The 16,642-nt window shown below is 67.9% G+C and carries 18 protein-coding genes; 14 read left to right on the top strand and 4 right to left on the bottom strand.

Annotated features, from left to right (window positions below; genetic code table 11):
• The first annotated feature begins 164 nt into the window (after positions 1–164).
• The 5 genes from BJQ95_RS04245 (at position 165) to BJQ95_RS04225 (ending at position 4,939) form a co-directional block, all read left to right on the top strand.
• The gene (locus BJQ95_RS04245) at positions 165–1,364 is read left to right on the top strand and encodes a serine/threonine-protein kinase (protein WP_130177368.1); all 1,200 of its coding nucleotides are present in this window, start codon (positions 165–167) and stop codon (positions 1,362–1,364) included.
• The gene (locus BJQ95_RS04240; protein ID WP_130177367.1) at positions 1,361–1,837 is read left to right on the top strand and encodes a hypothetical protein; all 477 of its coding nucleotides are present in this window, start codon (positions 1,361–1,363) and stop codon (positions 1,835–1,837) included. Before BJQ95_RS04245 ends, BJQ95_RS04240 begins: the two co-directional genes overlap by 4 nt.
• A gap of 248 nt (positions 1,838–2,085) precedes the next feature.
• Positions 2,086–3,336, top strand: coding sequence for a serine/threonine-protein kinase (locus tag BJQ95_RS04235; protein ID WP_130177366.1), 1,251 nt, complete (start codon positions 2,086–2,088; stop codon positions 3,334–3,336).
• Positions 3,333–3,962 (top strand): hypothetical protein, encoded by a 630-nt coding sequence (locus BJQ95_RS04230; RefSeq protein WP_256041522.1) that lies wholly within the window; start codon positions 3,333–3,335, stop codon positions 3,960–3,962. Before BJQ95_RS04235 ends, BJQ95_RS04230 begins: the two co-directional genes overlap by 4 nt.
• Before the next feature lie 62 nt (positions 3,963–4,024).
• A complete protein-coding gene (locus BJQ95_RS04225; protein ID WP_130179269.1) occupies positions 4,025–4,939 on the top strand; it encodes an NAD(P)-binding domain-containing protein in 915 nt (304 codons plus the stop codon).
• 19 nt (positions 4,940–4,958) lie between these two features.
• Here BJQ95_RS04225 and dxr read toward each other — a convergent pair whose 3' ends face one another.
• Complete coding sequence (gene dxr, locus BJQ95_RS04220) at positions 4,959–6,047, bottom strand: 1-deoxy-D-xylulose-5-phosphate reductoisomerase (protein ID WP_130179268.1); 1,089 nt, start codon at positions 6,045–6,047, stop codon at positions 4,959–4,961.
• Positions 6,048–6,261: 214 nt separating this feature from the next.
• Between dxr and BJQ95_RS04215 the strand changes: the two genes are divergently transcribed.
• From BJQ95_RS04215 to BJQ95_RS04195, 5 genes are all read left to right on the top strand, one after another.
• Positions 6,262–6,945 (top strand): 1-acyl-sn-glycerol-3-phosphate acyltransferase, encoded by a 684-nt coding sequence (locus BJQ95_RS04215; RefSeq protein WP_130179272.1) that lies wholly within the window; start codon positions 6,262–6,264, stop codon positions 6,943–6,945.
• Between the two features lie 122 nt (positions 6,946–7,067).
• Entirely contained in the window at positions 7,068–7,475 is a 408-nt protein-coding gene (locus BJQ95_RS04210; protein WP_130179267.1) for a RidA family protein, read from the top strand.
• Positions 7,476–7,558: 83 nt separating this feature from the next.
• Positions 7,559–8,293 carry an SDR family oxidoreductase gene (locus tag BJQ95_RS04205; RefSeq protein WP_256041521.1) on the top strand — a complete coding sequence of 245 codons (735 nt, stop codon included), beginning with the start codon at positions 7,559–7,561 and terminating at the stop codon, positions 8,291–8,293.
• A gap of 3 nt (positions 8,294–8,296) precedes the next feature.
• Complete coding sequence (locus tag BJQ95_RS04200) at positions 8,297–8,863, top strand: GNAT family N-acetyltransferase (protein WP_130179266.1); 567 nt, start codon at positions 8,297–8,299, stop codon at positions 8,861–8,863.
• Between the two features lie 54 nt (positions 8,864–8,917).
• Complete coding sequence (locus BJQ95_RS04195) at positions 8,918–9,577, top strand: Pr6Pr family membrane protein (protein ID WP_205750259.1); 660 nt, start codon at positions 8,918–8,920, stop codon at positions 9,575–9,577.
• A 41-nt stretch (positions 9,578–9,618) separates the two neighbouring features.
• Here the strand turns inward: BJQ95_RS04195 and BJQ95_RS04190 are convergent, their stop codons facing one another.
• Together BJQ95_RS04190 and BJQ95_RS04185 are read right to left on the bottom strand one after the other, a co-directional pair.
• Positions 9,619–9,870: a hypothetical protein gene (locus BJQ95_RS04190; RefSeq protein WP_130179265.1), complete on the bottom strand. Its 252-nt coding sequence runs from the start codon at positions 9,868–9,870 to the stop codon at positions 9,619–9,621.
• A 292-nt stretch (positions 9,871–10,162) separates the two neighbouring features.
• Positions 10,163–11,065 carry a LysR family transcriptional regulator gene (locus tag BJQ95_RS04185; RefSeq protein WP_130179264.1) on the bottom strand — a complete coding sequence of 301 codons (903 nt, stop codon included), beginning with the start codon at positions 11,063–11,065 and terminating at the stop codon, positions 10,163–10,165.
• 72 nt (positions 11,066–11,137) lie between these two features.
• On the opposite strand from BJQ95_RS04185, the gene BJQ95_RS04180 reads away from it, so the two are divergent.
• The 3 genes from BJQ95_RS04180 to BJQ95_RS04165 all read left to right on the top strand — a co-directional run bounded on the left by BJQ95_RS04180 (position 11,138) and on the right by BJQ95_RS04165 (position 14,596).
• Positions 11,138–12,238, top strand: coding sequence for a DMT family transporter (locus BJQ95_RS04180; RefSeq protein ID WP_205750258.1), 1,101 nt, complete (start codon positions 11,138–11,140; stop codon positions 12,236–12,238).
• Positions 12,239–12,615: 377 nt separating this feature from the next.
• The gene (locus tag BJQ95_RS04170; protein ID WP_130179262.1) at positions 12,616–12,936 is read left to right on the top strand and encodes a hypothetical protein; all 321 of its coding nucleotides are present in this window, start codon (positions 12,616–12,618) and stop codon (positions 12,934–12,936) included.
• A gap of 316 nt (positions 12,937–13,252) precedes the next feature.
• A complete protein-coding gene (locus BJQ95_RS04165; protein ID WP_130179261.1) occupies positions 13,253–14,596 on the top strand; it encodes an aminotransferase class III-fold pyridoxal phosphate-dependent enzyme in 1,344 nt (447 codons plus the stop codon).
• A gap of 85 nt (positions 14,597–14,681) precedes the next feature.
• Here BJQ95_RS04165 and BJQ95_RS04160 read toward each other — a convergent pair whose 3' ends face one another.
• Positions 14,682–15,170 carry an OsmC family protein gene (locus BJQ95_RS04160; protein WP_130179260.1) on the bottom strand — a complete coding sequence of 163 codons (489 nt, stop codon included), beginning with the start codon at positions 15,168–15,170 and terminating at the stop codon, positions 14,682–14,684.
• Positions 15,171–15,259: 89 nt separating this feature from the next.
• Between BJQ95_RS04160 and gabT the strand changes: the two genes are divergently transcribed.
• Positions 15,260–16,642 (top strand): 4-aminobutyrate--2-oxoglutarate transaminase, encoded by a 1,383-nt coding sequence (gene gabT, locus BJQ95_RS04155; RefSeq protein ID WP_130179259.1) that lies wholly within the window; start codon positions 15,260–15,262, stop codon positions 16,640–16,642.

Raw genomic sequence — 16,642 nt, 5'->3', positions numbered from 1 at the left:
CAAGCCGCGAGAATTGCCCCGACCCGAGAACACCCCGACTTCCCTGGAGGCCCGCCCTGTCTGAACCGACCGAACCGCTTCGCGATCCGTCGCGGTCAGACACCCTGATCGGGCTGGTCCTGGCCGAGAGGTTCCGCCTCGCCAGGCTGATCGGCACCGGCGGCATGGCCACGGTTTACGAAGCGGCCGACCTGGCGCTGGGCCGCACCGTCGCCCTGAAGCTGTTCCGGATGGACACCGCCGACGATTCGGGCCCGCAACGGCAAAGCGGCGAGGTCATGGTGCTCGCCAGCCTCAACCACTTCGCGTTGGTCACCCTGTTCGACGCCGGCACCGAGCACATCGACGGCGTCACCCGGTCCTTCATCGTGATGGAGTACGTCGCCGGCTCCGATCTGCGCAGCCGCATCACCGAGGGCGCCGTGGCGCCCGCCGAGGTGGCCAGGATGGGAGCCGACCTGGCCGAGGCACTTCACTACGTGCACGCCAAGGGCATCATCCACCGCGACATCAAGCCCGCCAATGTGCTGCTGGCCCCGTCGGACTTTCCCGGCCGGATCTCGCACGCGAAACTGGCCGACTTCGGCATCGCCAGACTGTTCGACGCCACCCACCTCACCCGCACCGGCTCCGTGCTGGGCACCGCCGGCTACCTCAGCCCGGAGCAGGCACTCGGTCAGCCGATCGGGCCGCCTAGCGACGTCTACTCGCTCGGCCTGGTGCTGCTCGAGAGCCTCACCGCCACACGCAGCTACCCCGGCACCGCCATCGAATCGGCCATGGCCCGGCTGCAGCGCCAGCCGGAGATCCCCGAATCTCTCGGCGCCGAATGGTGCGCAGTGCTCGCCGGCATGACCGCCCGCGAACCGGCCGATCGTCTCACGTCGGCGGATGCCGCGGTGCGGCTGCGTGAGCTCGTCCCGGCCGGGTCCACGGCCGCATCCGCCGCCACCGAACCGGCACCGGCCGACGACGCCACCGAGCTGATGGCCGCCGACCTGCACGAGGCCACCGGTAACGAGCCAACCCGAGTGCTTTCGTCGGCCGAACCGGCGGAACCCACCGCGAAGACGGAGCGGTTGGACGCGACGGCGCGGTTCGAGCGGACAGCGGTGATGCCATCGGCAGGGTCTGCCGGATCCGTCGCCGGCGCCACCGGTCGCTCCCGGTCGGCCCGACGATCCGTGACCAGGATCGGCCGGCGCCCGGTGATCATCGGGGCACTCGTGGCGCTGGCCGCTGTGATCGCCCTGGTGTTCCTCGTGCAGCCCAATGACCCGGCACCCGAACCCCCGGCGTACCCCACCGTGGACGGCGACCTCGGCACCCACCTCAAGCAGCTTCAAGAGAGCGTGACCCCATGATCGCCAGGAACTTCCGCTCCTCCCGCGCCCGGTTCGTGCTGGCGGTCGCCGGCATCGGCCTCGTCGGCAGCCTTCTCACCGGCTGCGCAGGCGCCTCCCCCGCGCTGAACACCGGCGCGGCGGCAACATTGCAGGAGGGTGTCCTCGCGGTGACCGCCGCCGCGGCCGCCGGCGACTTCGCGACCGCACAGACGGAACTCGGCGACGTGCAGGCTGCCCTGACCGCCGCGTCGGCCGACGACGCCGTCACTGCGGCACGGGCCGCCGAGATCAAGACCGCCATCGATTTGGTCGGGGCGGACCTGGCGGCGTCGATCGCGGCGAGCACCCCGGTGCAGACGCCGACACCCGAGCCCGTCAGCACCCCCGACGACGGCGACGACGACAGTGACGAGGACGACCCGGCGCCGCCCACGCCCGAGAAGCCCGGCAAAGACACCGACCCCTGCAAAAAGAAGGACAAGTGCGACTAGCCAGGTCTCGCGAACCGTGAGTTAAGCACCTTCCGAGCGCCCGGATAGGGGCTTAACTCACGGTTCGCGGAGGGGGCGGGCCCTTGACTGTCGGCGGGCATTGACAAAGAATTGCTGCGAACAGACATCAGGAGGCCCGCCTGACTACCTCAACCGAGCCGATTCGCGAACCGACGCGAACCGATACTGTGCTCGGACTCACACTCGCGAATCGATACCGCCTCGACAAATTGATCGGGTCGGGTGGGATGGCCGTGGTCTATCGGGCGTCGGATCTGGCCCTGGGACGCACCGTCGCCGTGAAGCTGATGCATTTTGATGCCGCCGGCGGTTCTGGCGCGGCGCGGCACAGCGACGAGGTGGCGGTGCTGGCGCATCTCAATCACTTCGCTCTTGTCACGCTGTTTGACGCCGGCCTGGAGGCTATCGACGGCGTCCCGCGGTCGTTCATCGTGACCGAGTTCGTCAACGGCACGGATCTGCGCACCCACCTCCTGGCGGGCCCGATGGACCCCGGCGAGGTCGCGAGGCTGGGTGCCGATCTGTGTGAGGCCCTGCACTGCATGGGTTCCCTGGGCATCACGCACCGCGACATCAAGCCCGCGAATGTGCTGTTGGCCCCATCGGATTTCCCGGGCCGGGTCACTCGCGCCAAGCTGGCCGACTTCGGAATAGCCCGGCTGTTCAACGCCGCCCATCGCACCGAGACCGGTGCCGTGGTCGGCACGGCCGGCTACCTCAGCCCCGAGCAAGCGAGCGGCCTGCCGCTCGGCCCGGCCACCGACGTGTACTCGCTGGGTTTGGTGCTCCTCGAGTGCCTCACCGGCGAACACAGCTACCCGGGCACGGCCGTCGAGTCGGCCCTGGCCCGGCTGCGAAGGCAGCCGGAGATTCCGGATCGGCTTGGGCCGGACTGGGGCACACTGCTGACCGGGATGACGGCGCGGAAGCCCGAAGACCGACTCCGGCCCGCCGAGGCCGCCGGTCGGCTGCTCGCCCTGGCGTCCCCGGCCGACCGGAAGCCCGCAGCCGACCCGGGGCAGGAAGGCCCGGGACACGACGAGCTGGTGCCCCAGGAGACGGAATACCAGGAGACAGTGCAGCTGAGCACGGTGCAGGACGACCTGCTGCCGGACCTCACCGTCACCCAGGCATTCGAGGTGCCGACAACTCTGCACCGCGAGGGGGCGCCCGTGGAGCCGACGGCGCATCAGACGGCTGTGCACCAGACGGCCCTCCACCCGACCTCGGTCCACTCGGCGCCTACCGGCGGCACGGCCGCCCGGCCCGAGGTGAAACTGCCGCGCGAAACGAGGGCGGCGAACCTCTCGCGCCGGTGGCCGCTGGTGCTCAGCGGGCTCCTGGTGGCGGTGCTCACCGCCGGCGCCGTGCTGTTCGTGGTTCCCGGCGCGGAGCCGCCGCCGCCGCCGGCGTATCCCGCGGTCGGCGGTCAGCTCGGGGAACACCTCACGCAGTTGCAAGAGAGCGTCGACCCATGACCCGCCGGTCGCCGAACAGTCTGGGGCACCGCATCCGCACCGCTGCTGTGGCCACGCTCCTGGTGGCGGGCTCACTGGTCGGTTGTACAAGCAGCACGCCCGCAGTGCCCGCCCAAACCACGGCCCAGCTGCAGGCCGCCGTACTCTCGGTGACGGCTGCCGCTGCCGCCGGCGACTATGCGGGCGCGCAGTCCGCGGTCGCCGGGCTCAAGGCCGCGCTGGCGGCCGCCGTCGAGGACGGCAAGCTCACCGAGGCCCAGGCGGCCCGAATCCTGGCCGCCATCGCCCTGGTCGACGCCGACCTGGCCGCGGCGCTCACCGCGGCGACGCCCGCCACGCCAATCACCCCCAGCACCCCCAGCACCCCGGCTCCAGCCACCAACACACCGGACAGCCCGCCGGAGCGCACCACCGAGCCGGAGGCCCCGGCCACCCCGGCGCCCACCCCGACCCCGTCGAGCACCCCCGCTCCGGTGCCGACTGAGCCCCCGCCGACCACCGAACCCCCGGCGCCCCCGGCTACGCCAGATCCCGAAACGACCCCCGAACCCCAACCCACCGAAGTGCCCGTCGTGCCCGACCAGAACCCCGATGGTTCCGGCGTCGACGCCCCGGCTGCAGGCTGAGGCGCCCTGCGGCGCCCGACCGGGTAGCCTGTCCTCGTCGGCCCACTCTTCCGGAGGATCCCATGCCCCAGCACCTCATCGTCGGCGCCGGCTGGATCGGCGGAGAACTGGCCCGCCAACTGGTGACCCAAGGCGAGGACGTCACGGTCGCCACCCGCTCCGGCACCGCCGTGGCAGGCACCACCGCCCGGGTGCTCGACGCGTCGGACCCTGTCGCCTTCTGCCTCGCGGCCGAGCGGATGCAGACCATCTTCCTGTGCACCAATCCCCCGTACCCCGACTGGGCCCGACGGTGGCCGCCGGTGTTCGCGGCGGCGATCGCCGCGGCATCCGTCTCGGGCGCCAATCTGGTCGTGATGGGAAACCTCTACCCGTACGGTTCGCCGACCGGGCCGATGACCGAGCACTCCCCCGAGACCACGACCGAATCGAAGGGCCTGATTCGCCGTGACGGCTGGCACCGGGTGCGCGATGCGAACGAGCGGGGCGAGATCCGGGCCGTCGAGGTGCGGGCGAGCGACTACTTCGGCGCCGGAGTGAGCGGCACCGCCCATCTCGGCCAGGCCTTCTTCGGTGCGGTGCTGGCCTCCAAGACCGCTAGAGGCGTCGGCCGGCCCGAGCTGGTGCACAGCTGGAGTTACATCCCCGACATCGCCGCCACGATGATCGCCGCCGCCGGTTACACCGGCCCCTGGGGGCGCCTCTGGCACGTACCCAGTGGCGCGCACAGCCGCACCGAGATCGCCGGCCAGCTGAACGCGCACTACGGCAGCCACGGCACCGTCGCCGGCTACCCCAAGTGGATGCTGCGCTCACTCGGCGCGGTCAGCCCGCTGATGCGCGAGGTGTACAAGTCCAGCTACCAATTCCAGGTGCCCTATGTGATCGACTCCGCCGAAACCGAGCGGGAACTGGGCGTGGCTGCCACCCCGTGGGACCGGGCACTGGTAGCCGCGGCCGAGAGCTACCGCCGCTAGCCGAAGGGACAGGCGCCGGTCAGCGGGCGATCGCGTCGATGATGGTGTCGGCGGCGGCCCGGGCCCAGCGCTCAGCCTCGGCCAGCGTCTCGAGGGTCAGCTCGCCCTGCGTCTCATGGGCGTCCACCACCCGGTGCACCGTATCGACGATGTCGAGGTACCCGATCCGGCCGGCATGGAAGGCCAGGACCGCCTGCTCGTTGGAGGCGTTGAACACCGCCGGGTAGGTGGCGCCGGCCCGGCCCACCTGTTTGGCCAGTTCCACGGCGGGGAAGGCCTCATCGTCGAGCGGTTCAAAGGTCCAGGTGTGCGGGGTGGTCCAGTCGATCGGCACGCCGACGGCGGCGACCCGGTTCGGCCAGTCAAGGCCCAGCGAGATGGGCAGGCGCATGTTCGGCGGCGACGCCTGGGCGATGGTGGACCCGTCGATGAACTCGACCATCGAGTGGATGAGCGACTGCGGGTGCACGACCACGTCGATGCTCTCGTACGGTACGTCGAAGAGCAGGTGCGCCTCGATGATCTCGAGTCCCTTGTTCACCAGGGTCGCCGAGTTGGTGGTGATGACCAGGCCCATGTCCCAGGTGGGGTGCGCGAGCGCCTCCCGGGGGGTCACATCGGCCAGCTCGGCACGGCTACGGCCGCGGAACGGGCCGCCGGATGCGGTGAGCACCAGTCGGCGCACCTCGTCGGCGGTGCCGGAGCGCAGGGCCTGGGCGATGGCGGAGTGCTCGGAGTCGACCGGCACGATCTGGCCGGGCGCGGCGAGCGCCCTGACCAGGTCGCCACCGACGATCAGGGACTCCTTGTTGGCCAGCGCCAGGGTACGGCCGGCCCTGAGCGCGGCCAGGGTCGGGCCCAGCCCCACGGAGCCGGTGATGCCGTTGAGCACCACGTCGGCGTCGACATCCCGTACCAGCTGCTCGGCCTCGGCAGCGCCGACGGCGGTGTCGTCGACGTTGAAAGCGGCGGCCTGTTCGGCCAGGAGTTCGCGGTTGCTGCCGGCGGAGAGGCCGACCACCTCGAACCGGGTGGGGTTGGCTTTGATGACGTCGAGCGCCTGGGTACCGATCGAGCCCGTTGACCCGAGAATGATGATTCGCTGCACGAGCCCATGCTAGGCGCACCGCGGATATATGCCTGGCTGCGACTGACCCGCGCTGTAGGGTCGTTGAGTGACCGGAGCCAAGCACGACCCAGCAGGCGAGCCCGAAACCGCGCCGGACGCCCCCGTCGAACAAGTGCCCGCTGCCGACGAGATCGTCGAGACGCCCACCAAGCCCAAGCGCCCCGGGTTCGTCTACTTCCTCGGCTACGGCATCATGGCGCCCATCGCGCGCCTGGTCTTCCGGCCGCGCATCACCGGCAAGGAGAACATCCCCCGAGACGGCCGGGTGATCCTGGCCAGCAACCACCTGTCATTCATCGACAGCATCGTCATCCCGCTCACCGCGCCGCGCCGGGTGCAGTTCCTGGCCAAGTCCACCTACTTCACCGGCACCGGCTTCAAGGGCTGGGTGTCGCGTCAGTTCTTCACCTCGATCGGCGCCATCGGCGTGGAACGCGGCGCCGGCCAGGCCGCCCAGGTGGCCCTCGACGCCGGCAAGGAGGTTCTCGACGTGGACGGCGCGTTCGCGATCTACCCCGAGGGCACCCGCTCGCTCGACGGCCGGCTCTACCGCGGCCGCACCGGCGTGGCCTGGCTGGCCCTCACCACCGGCGCCGTGGTGGTGCCGGTGGGCCTCATCGGCACCCAGGAAATCATGCCGGTGGGTTCGAAGATGCCGCGCATCCGCCGCATCAGCGTGAAATTCGGTGAACCGATCGACGTGAGCGTGCACGGCACCGCAGACTCCGGCCGTGCCCGGCGCAAGGCCACCGACGAAATCATGGCCGCGATTCACAAGCTGACCGGCCAGGAACTGGCGCACAGTTACAACGAATCACCGGCCACGACGGTAGTACAACGGGTCAAGCGCGCCATCTGGTGGCGCGAGCTGCGCTAACCGCGCACGTTTACACGTCCTTGGTGCGCAAAAAAGGCACATATCCGGTGCTGCGTCCTTCCAAAGTTCCGTATTCCTAATGCTGGTGCCGATTCCGGATGCGCCTTCGCTACGTTTGCTGCATGTCTCACACCGTTTCCCTCATCCGCTCAGCTGACCTCGCCGACGTGGCAGAGTACGCGTACGCCGCCACGGCTCCGGCGGAGGCGCGTCTGATCTTCTGTGCCGGCGCCTGCCCGTTGAACCTGGACGGCAGCATCGCCGGCGCAGGAGACTATGCCGCGCAGGCCGGCAAGGCGATGGAGAATCTCGTTGTCGCCCTCGGGGCGGCGGGAGCCGGACTCGCCGACGTTGTGAGCACCCGGGTTCTCGTGGCAACGTCCGATCAGAGCGACCTCGTTGCCGCCTGGACGGTTGTGCGCGCAGCCTTCGGCGACCATGACGCGCCGAGCACGCTGATGGGCGTCACCGTGTTGGGCTACCCGGATCAGCTCGTCGAGATCGAAGCCGTCGCCGCCGTCATCGACTGACTTCGTGCTGTGAGCATCCGGCGAGCGCGCATACTGGCGGGATGAACTCTGGCGGGATAGACACAGAACCAGGAGCACGCGGTGTGGCAGTCATCACCGGCGGAAGCCGAGGAATCGGAGCGGCCACCGCGATTGCCGCCGCCCACGCCGGCTGGTCGGTGCTCTTGAGCTATCAGCACGATGAGCAAGCAGCCGTCGGCGTCGTCCAGACCATTCACGCCGCAGGGGGTCTCGCCTCCACCGTGCGCGCAGACATGGCCAACGAGACCGACATCGCGGCGATGTTCGACGCCGCAGACCACCTCGGCACGGTCACGGCGTTCGTCGCCAATGCCGGAATCGCAGCCGCACAGTCCAGAGTCGATGAGCTCACCGCCACGCGCATTGCAGAGATACTCGCGGTCAACGTGGCGGGCCCTTTGTTGGCCTGCGGGCACGCGGTACGGCGGATGTCCACCCGCCACGGCGGTTCCGGCGGCGGCATCGTCCTGGTCTCCTCAGCAGCCAGTCGGCTCGGTGCCCCTGGTGAGTACGTGGACTACGCCGCGTCCAAAAGAGCCATCGACACTCTCGGTCTCGGCCTGTCGCGTGAGGTGGCCGACGAGGGCATTCGGGTCAACGTCGTTCGGCCCGGGATCATCGACACGGAGTTGCACGGCCGAAACGGTCGCCCGGACCGCGCGAAGGACCTGGCCCACACCATCCCGATGCAGCGGGCCGGCCGCCCCGCTGAAGTCGCCGCCGCGATCATCTGGCTGCTCGGCGACGACGCAAGCTACTGCACGGGAAGCATCCTGGACATAGCGGGAGGCCGTTAGATCATGCCCGCTGACCTCTGGCCTCTCCTTCATCTGCGGCTGACGACCAGCCGACTCGTTCTTCGCTACCCCACCCGCGACGAGCTGGCGGCCATGGGCGGCCTGGCCGCGGCCGGCGTGCATCACCCGGGCGAACGGCCCTACCTCACCCCGTGGACGGAGGGCACCCCGCAGCAGACAGCTATGCACGTGGTGCAGCAGCACTGGAGTCGGCGCAGCGAGTGGTCCTCCGAAGCGTGGGCGCTGGAGTTGGGTCTTTTCTCCGACGGCCAGCCGGTGGGCATGGTCGCCCTTCGCGGGCGCGAGTTCTCCACCCGGCGAGAGGTCAAGACGGAATCCTGGCTGAGGGCGCAAACCGCCCTCACCGACGTGTTCCGGGACAACGCGGGTTCGCAGGGCGTCTCCCGACGGCTCGGCTACCGTCACGACGGCATCTCTCGCGACGTCAGAGACGGTCAGGTCCTCATCTCGGATCGTCTCCGCCTCACCCGGGACGACTGGTTCGGCACGGACCGAATGCGAGTGGACGTCACTGGTTTGGCGCCGTGCCTGCCCTGGTTCGGGCTCTGACGTGCAGGTGGGTCGGTCAATCTTGTCCGGACCGGCCTCGTTAGGCTGTCGCTTGTGATCCCTGACGAAGCGCTTCGCCCGAGGGCGGTTGCGGTCGCGGTCGGGCGGGCAGGCAGCGGCGTGGTGATCACGGCGGTTCTTGTCTACTTCTACGCCGTGCGCATCGCCGTCGGAGACGGCAACCCGTTCGACTACTTCGGATACTTCACCAATCAGACGAGTCTGCTGACGAGCCTGGTACTGATCGCGACCGGGACACTGGCCGTTCTCGGCCGACCCGTCCCGCCCTCGCTTACCTTTGTGCGGGGAATCGCCACGGCCTATTTTCTCGTCGTCGCAGTCATCTACAACCTTCTGGTCCCGGGAACCGGGTCCGCACCGCCCTGGGTCAGTGCGCTCCTGCACATCGTCTTCCCGCTCCTCGTCGCACTCGACTGGCTGCTCGTCGGCGACCGTCCGCGCTTGCCCTGGCGACGGCTCTGGATGCTGCTCCCCTACCCGGTCCTGTGGCTGACCACGGTGCTGATCCGCGGCGTGACCGACGGCTGGGTCCCGTACGGGTTCCTGCTCCCCGAACGCGGGATCGCCTCGCTCATAGTCCACATCGTCGGGCTGCTCGCAGCGATCATCGCCGCCGGCGCCCTCGTCTGGACTGCCAGCCGATCACGCGGCCTCTCCATCCGAGCCGCGGAACGACCGCCCCACCGGGCGTAAAGCGCTACTTTTCGCCGACGGCGACGATCGCCGGAGTCAGATCATCCGCCGGTGTACATCTCAATGGCCATCTCGACGCCCGCCGCAGCGCAGGCATCGGACAGCTCCCGCACGGCACTGTCCCATTCCGCGGAACCGATTGCGGTCGTTCCCATGGCACCGAGGTCGACCGCCGGCGCAACGTCCTTCAGCGCGGCAGTTGCGCGGCTGACCTCACCCTCGCCGCGGGTCGGCACGCCATCCAATACGCGCGTAGCCAGTCGGTACCAGCCCTGCTGCTCTTGCGTCGCCATCCGCCCGTCGCGAAGGCCGGCATCGGCGTTCGCGGTGATCGTCGCAACGTCATTGAAACCGGTGCACGTAGCCGTGTCGGTCGTAGACTCCGCAGCTGCCGGCGTCGCGGTTGGGCCAGGTTGGGCACCCGCCACGCACCCCGACAACGCCAGCACTCCAGCCACCGCCAACGAAACAAGACTCACTTGCCGACGAATCATTCGGTCCCCCCTCAGGAATCACACGTACAGGACACAGTATCCGCTCAGGGCTGCAGTGCCTCGACGCCTGATTCCTGGCGTCCTTCAGCGGTCAGCGAACAAGAGTTCCGGCAATGGCCCGGATCTGCGACAGGACTGCCTTCGCGTTGGACCGCTCCAGAGTCTCTGGTCGAGCCAGACAGTCGATGTACCGCCCCAGGCCTTGGTGCGCGAGCGGACGAAGGACCAGCCCCGGATGCTCTCGCGAGTCGGTCGTGTACCGGGGCATCAGAGCGACACAACCGCTCGCTTCGACAACCGACGCGGCAACGGAGAACTCGTTGATCCGGTGCAGGGCGCGTGCCTCGCTCCCCCCGATTGCCGCGATCACGGAGAGGGCCTGCTCAAGCGGGAAGCCTTCATGCACGGCGACCCACGCCTCGTCGAGCAGATCCGCCGGTTCGATCGCAGCCTTGGTCGCGAGTGGGTGATCGCGTCGGACAGCGATATCCAGGGGCTCGAACAGGATCGGTTCCACCCGCACCGACCCCGGCCACGACGGGCTACCGACCAGCCGGTGTGCGAGGACCAGATCGTGATCGGCCGTGAGGAGGGGGAAATCTTCTTGAGCCACGTCAAAATCGCTCAGCCGGACGTCGGGCCACTCCGGACTCGCGCACGCGGCCAGCAGCGGACCGAAAATGGCCAGGCCCGCGCTATGGAAGGCCACGACCGACACGATGCCCCCTGGATCGCCCTGAAAAGACTCCACCGCCTGTCGGGCGCGCTCGAGCGCCACCTCCACGTCGATCGCCGCCAGTGCCAGGGCGCGCCCGGCCTCGGTAAGCGCGGTGCGCCGCCCGTCTTTGTACGTCAACGGGACGGCGGAATGCCGCTGCAGGGCGCTGATCTGTTGAGAGATCGACGATGGCGTGACGTACAGCGCCGCTGCGACGGCCGCGATGCTGCCGCGGTCACCCAACTCTCTCAAGGCGCGAAGCTGACCCATTTCCATAAGTTCAAACTAAAGCATCCCACAGCGAACTTCTCTCTTGTCTTACGTGACAGGGAACCAGACGATGGTGGAATGCCTGCTCTCCTCCGCCGATTCCACATCGATCTGCTTCTGCTCCTGGTCGCCGCCTCGTGGGGGTCGACCTATCTCGTGGCCAAAGAACTCGTGAGGCCGGAGTCCGTGGTGGCACTGCTTGCGCTGCGGATGCTGCTCGCCGCGGCCATCATGGCGGCGATCGTGGCCGCTCGGCGCAACCGGATCACCGCAGCGGAATGGCGCATGGGTGTGCTGCTCGGGATGGTCCTGGCCGCCGTGTTCGCGTTCGAAACCTTCGGGATAGCCAACACGTCGGCCACGAATGCCGGACTCATCATCAGCCTAACGATCGTGTTCACCCCGATTCTGGATTCCGCGGTTTCCGGTCGCCGGCTGCCCGGGAGGTTCGTCCTTGCCGCCATGATCGCGATCGGTGGAGTCGCCTTGCTCGCCAGTAACGGCGTATTCCACACAACGAGCCTCGGCGACCTGCTCGTCCTCGTCGCCGCGATCATTCGCGCCATCCACGTCACCTCGATGTTCGCACTCACCGGTAACAAGCCGATGGATTCGCTTCACCTCACCACGGTGCAATTGGCCACCTGCGCGGTGTTCTTCTCTGCTCTCTCGCTGTTCTACGGCGACTCGATCCCGCACTTTGTTGCCGAGCTCGACCCGGCACGCGCGGGTTTGTTCCTGTACCTCGTTCTCGCCTGCACGGTCTTCGCGTTCCTGGTGCAGACCTGGGCGGTGCGGCGCACCTCGCCATCGAGAGTGAGCCTCCTCCTTGGAACCGAGCCGATCTGGGCCGCAATTGTCGGAGTAACGATCGCTCGTGACAACCTGGCCCTTGCCGGCTACGTCGGTATCGCCCTGATCCTGGCCGGAACCACGTGGGGCCGGTCCCTCGAGCAACGGCACCGTCTCGCCCCGAAGGCGCACCGGACACTCGCACTCACCTCAATCGCATTCTGGCCGTTCTCGACGACCATGGTCGAGACAGCTAGCGGGCGATGCCCTGGAGATACGAGTTTCGCTGCTCGATCAGTCTCCGCATGTAGCTGGCGAGCACCACGCGCTCAACGACCCGGCCGAGGAACCCGAGCGGTGCCGAGAACGACACCCGGTCAATCATGAGAGTGCCCACACCGTGCGGTCGAAACTCGTGCTCGTGGGTGAAAAATCGGAAAGGCCCGCGGGTCTGCTCATCTGAGAAACTCTCTGGCGAACTCATCGCGGTGATTCGACTCGTCATTCGCAGAGGCAGCCCAAAATGCCACGCGCGCCAGGTGACCTCCTCGTTGAGGCCGATCAAGCCGCTGCGGACACCACCGACGGCCGTCTCCCGGAACCCCGACATGGAATCCGTGTGAGCGCTGATGTCCCGTGCGAGATCGAAGAGTCGCTCCGGAGCAAGAACCGACACTGTGGCGCACTCAAACGAAACCGACATGGCGCACAACCTATCAGCAGCGGTTGGGCCTCCACCCCGTGATCGGACTAGCGTGCTCGCTATGGAAACCAGGCCGATTGACCCTCGGGACATCTCGTGGGAGCAAGACGATCCCGCGTACCGCGTCTACTTCTGGGAGCTGTACTCCGCTGGTTACGCGCCATCGAGCGACGAGTGGCAGGTCACCCACGCCGACGTGCATGAGGTGATCACGTGGGCGGAGAAGGAACGCGGTGATCGAGGGTATGAACTCTTCGTCGAGCACCAGGAGAGACGAGAGGAAAGGACCGGCTGGGCCCACACACTGGGGCTCATTCGCTTGGCAGGCGAGAATCCCGCTGACCGGACGAGCAAGACGTCTCCGCAGGAAGACTCTCCCTGATTCGGGTTAGTCGACGTGATTCGTCCTGATTCGGGTCAGTCGACGTGATTCGTCGTCTTGGCCCGAAACAGTCGAATTCAAAAGTACAACAGGGCCGTCGCTAATACGACACTCATGCCGCCAAGCAGATAACCCACCGTGCTCACGCTTCCTGAAATGGCTGCGTGCAGTGTTGTCAGGGCCAGCATGGCAGCCACGTGAGCGCACGAGCGTTTTCAGTTCGTCTCCGTGACAGGAGAACACCTGTCGCCGCCTGCGTCGCCTGACCGCGGCTGGTGCGGGGCTGCGACCCAGCCGACGTCCGTAAGCTGGGGGCATGTCTTCTTCCTTCTCGGTCAGCCAGGAGCGCAAGCTCGTCACCGCCCTCCCGGGCCCACGGTCAATCGCGCTGCAGGAACGACGCGTTCGCGCCGTATCTCGCGGTGCCGGCACCCTTGCCAACATCTACATGGACCACGGCGCGGGAGCGATCCTGGTGGACGTGGACGGCAACCAGATCATCGACCTGGGCTGCGGCATCGGCGTGACCACCATCGGCCACGCCCACCCCGAGGTGGCCGCGGCCGCCGCCATGCAGGCCGGCAAGCTCACCCACACCCTCTTCACCGTGACCCCGTACGAGAACTACGTGCGCGTCGCCGAGAAGCTCGCCGAGATCACCCCCGGTGACTTCGAGAAGCACTCGATCCTGGTGAACACCGGAGCCGAAGCCGTGGAGAACGCGGTCAAGATCGCCCGCAAGTACACCGGCCGCCGCGCCATCGTCAGCCTGGACCACGCGTTCCACGGCCGCACCAACCTCACCATGGCGATGACCTACCGCCCCTGGCCGGAGCGCGTGGGCATGGGCCCGTTCCCCGGTGAGATCTACAGCGTGCCCACCAGCTACCCCTATCAGGACGGCCTGACCGGCGAAGAAGCAGCCGAGAAGACCATCGACTACATCCAGACGCACATCGGCGCCTCGGAGATCGCGGCCTTCTTCGTCGAGCCGATCCAGGGCGACGGCGGCATCGTCATCCCAGCCCCGGGCTACTTCAAACGACTGAGCGAGTTCTGCACCGAAAACGGCATCGTCTTCGTCTCCGACGAGATCCAGGCCGGCATCGCCCGCACCGGCGCCTGGTACGCCATCGAGCACCACGGCGTGGTACCCGACCTGGTCACCACGGCCAAGGGCATCGCCGGCGGGTTCCCGCTGGCCGCCGTCACCGGCCGGGCCGAGATCATGGATGCCGTTCAGCCCGGCGGCATCGGCGGCACCTTCGGCGGCAACCCGGTTTCGACCGCGGCAGCCCTGGCGGTGTTCGACATCATCGAGCGCGACAACCTGCTGGGCGAAGCCAAGCGTGTGGAGAAGGCCCTCTGGGACCGCATCGGAGACTGGGCCGATACCTTCGGCATCGTCGGCGATGTGCGCGGCAAGGGCGCCATGTTCGGCGTGGAGCTCGTGCACCCCGGCACCACGAAACCGTTCCCCGAGGCTCTGTCGTTCGTGCTCAAGCACGCCACCACCAACGGCGTCATCGCACTGGATGCCGGCAGCTGGGATTCCGTGCTGCGAATCATGCCGTCCGTGGTCATCTCCGAAGCCCTCATCGACGACGCCGCGTCGGTGCTCGAAGAGGCCTTCACGCTGTTCGAGGCCGCCCAGGAATAGGCCGCCTCAAGAAAGCGACCACACGCTGGTCGAGCTTGTCGAGACCGACTACCGGGTCGACAAGCTCGACCAGCGATGGGGAGCGTCAGAGCAGTGAGGCCGGCTCGGCGATGATGGTCACCGGTTCGTGACCCACTGGGAAGTTGACCGACGCGGCGATGAAGCAGGCCTTGGACGCTTCAGCGTGCAGGGACTGGGCCAGCTCCGCCTGGTCGGGATCGGCGATGGTGACCCGGGGACGCAGGGTGGCGGCCGTGAAGTGGCCACCGCCATCCGCGGTCTGCGCCATCGTGCCGATCGCGTCGTCGGAATACCCGACGACGACGACCCCGTGTTTAGCGGCGACGTGCAAGTAGGAGAGCAGGTGGCACTGACTCAGCGCCCCCAGCAACAGCTCCTCGGGGTTCCACCGGTCGGCGTCACCGTGGAAGGTACGATCGGCCGAACCGGCGATCTGCGCCTTGCCCGAGGAGGTCAGAACGTGGTCACGACCATAGGCCCGATAGCTGCTCGTACCGGTGCCCCGGTTGCCCGTCCAATGGATCTGCACTGCATAGTGATGTGCACCGATCATGGCGTCTCCTTCGGGTTTCACGCTTACTCATAATTCTCGCAGGGAATAGCCCGGACGCCTGGCCGCCCTGGCGGTAAACTGGGCCGATCATGACTGACACGTTGACTGATTCCGCTGCCGCTTCCACCCCCTCGTCCCCGGTTTACACGGTGACCCAGGAACGCAAGATCGTGACGGCCATCCCCGGCCCGCGATCGACGGAGATGCATCAGCGACGCCTGGCCGCCGTGTCCACCGGTGTCAGCTCCGCCCTGCCGGTGTACATCAAGAAGGCCAGCGGCGCGATCGTCGTCGACCTCGACGACAACCAGTTCATCGACCTCGGCGCCGGCATCGGCGTGACCACGGTCGGGCACTCGGAGACCAGCGTCGTCGCGGCCGCGACCGACCAACTGAACGACTTCGTGCACACCCTCTTCACGATCACCCCCTACGAGGAGTACGTGAAGGTCGCCGAGCTGCTCGCCGCCCACACGCCCGGCAGCTTCGCCAAGAAGACCGTGCTGATCAACTCCGGTGCCGAGGCGGTGGAAAACGGCGTGAAGATCGCCCGCAAGTACACCGGTCGCCGCGCCGTGGCCGTTCTCGACCACGCGTACCACGGCCGCACGGTGCTGACCATGGCGATGAACTACAAGGCCGCCCCATACGCCACCGGCTACGGCCCGCTGGCCAGCGACGTTTACCACGCCCCGAACTCGTACCCGTATCACGACGGCCTCACCGGCCCCCAGGCCGCGGCCCGCACCATCGCGTACCTGGAGAAGGTCGTCGGCGCCAGCGACCTGGCCTGCCTCGTGGTCGAACCCATCCAGGGCGAGGGCGGCTTCATGGTGCCCGCCGAGGGCTACCTGGTCCTGCTGCAGGAGTGGTGCACCGCGAACGGCGTCGTGATGATCGCCGATGAGATCCAGAGCGGAATGGCCCGCACCGGCGCCTACTTCGCCAGCGAGCACTTCGGCTGGGAACCCGACCTGGTGCTTGTGGCCAAGGGCATCGCCGGCGGCATGCCGCTGGCCGCCGTGACCGGCCGTGCCGAGATTCTTGACGCGTCGCAGCCCGGTGGGCTCGGCGGCACCTTCGGCGGCAACCCCGTCGCCTGCGCTGCCGCGATCGCCGTGTTCGACGCGATCGAGCGCAACAACCTCCTCGCCGAGGGTCAGCGCATCGAGAAGACCCTCCGTGCCGGTCTGACCGCGCTGGCCGGCAAGCACAACATGATCGGCGACATCCGCGGCCGCGGCGCCATGATCGCCATCGAGCTCGTGCAGCCGGGCACCCAGACGACGACCAAGGCGCCCAACCCCGCCGCGGTCACCGCGATCGCCGCCTACGCCGCTCAGCACGGCGTGCTGTTGCTCACCGCGGGCACCTACGGCAACGTGCTGAGGTTCCTGCCCAGCCTGGCCGTCACGGATGCCCTGCTGGCCGACGCTCTCTCGGTCATCGACGACGCGATGGCGACGCTGTAA

The sequence above is a fragment of the Cryobacterium sp. SO1 genome (assembly GCF_004210215.2).
Classification (GTDB): domain Bacteria; phylum Actinomycetota; class Actinomycetes; order Actinomycetales; family Microbacteriaceae; genus Cryobacterium.
The sequence above is the reverse complement of the archived record's forward strand: the minus strand, read 5'-3'. Positions and strand labels throughout refer to the sequence as shown.

Bases quoted from the DNA above. Each gene is read 5' to 3' on its own strand.
- BJQ95_RS04245 (WP_130177368.1), top strand. From the start codon at position 165: ATGGCCACGGTTTACGAAGCGGCCGACCTGGCGCTGGGCCGCACCGTC.
- BJQ95_RS04240 (WP_130177367.1), top strand. From the start codon at position 1,361: ATGATCGCCAGGAACTTCCGCTCCTCCCGCGCCCGGTTCGTGCTGGCG.
- BJQ95_RS04235 (WP_130177366.1), top strand. From the start codon at position 2,086: ATGGCCGTGGTCTATCGGGCGTCGGATCTGGCCCTGGGACGCACCGTC.
- BJQ95_RS04230 (WP_256041522.1), top strand. From the start codon at position 3,333: ATGACCCGCCGGTCGCCGAACAGTCTGGGGCACCGCATCCGCACCGCT.
- BJQ95_RS04225 (WP_130179269.1), top strand. From the start codon at position 4,025: ATGCCCCAGCACCTCATCGTCGGCGCCGGCTGGATCGGCGGAGAACTG.
- BJQ95_RS04215 (WP_130179272.1), top strand. From the start codon at position 6,262: ATGGCGCCCATCGCGCGCCTGGTCTTCCGGCCGCGCATCACCGGCAAG.
- BJQ95_RS04210 (WP_130179267.1), top strand. From the start codon at position 7,068: ATGTCTCACACCGTTTCCCTCATCCGCTCAGCTGACCTCGCCGACGTG.
- BJQ95_RS04200 (WP_130179266.1), top strand. From the start codon at position 8,297: ATGCCCGCTGACCTCTGGCCTCTCCTTCATCTGCGGCTGACGACCAGC.
- BJQ95_RS04190 (WP_130179265.1), bottom strand. From the start codon at position 9,870: ATGGCGACGCAAGAGCAGCAGGGCTGGTACCGACTGGCTACGCGCGTA.
- BJQ95_RS04185 (WP_130179264.1), bottom strand. From the start codon at position 11,065: ATGGAAATGGGTCAGCTTCGCGCCTTGAGAGAGTTGGGTGACCGCGGC.
- BJQ95_RS04180 (WP_205750258.1), top strand. From the start codon at position 11,138: ATGCCTGCTCTCCTCCGCCGATTCCACATCGATCTGCTTCTGCTCCTG.
- BJQ95_RS04170 (WP_130179262.1), top strand. From the start codon at position 12,616: ATGGAAACCAGGCCGATTGACCCTCGGGACATCTCGTGGGAGCAAGAC.
- BJQ95_RS04165 (WP_130179261.1), top strand. From the start codon at position 13,253: ATGTCTTCTTCCTTCTCGGTCAGCCAGGAGCGCAAGCTCGTCACCGCC.
- BJQ95_RS04160 (WP_130179260.1), bottom strand. From the start codon at position 15,170: ATGATCGGTGCACATCACTATGCAGTGCAGATCCATTGGACGGGCAAC.
- gabT (WP_130179259.1), top strand. From the start codon at position 15,260: ATGACTGACACGTTGACTGATTCCGCTGCCGCTTCCACCCCCTCGTCC.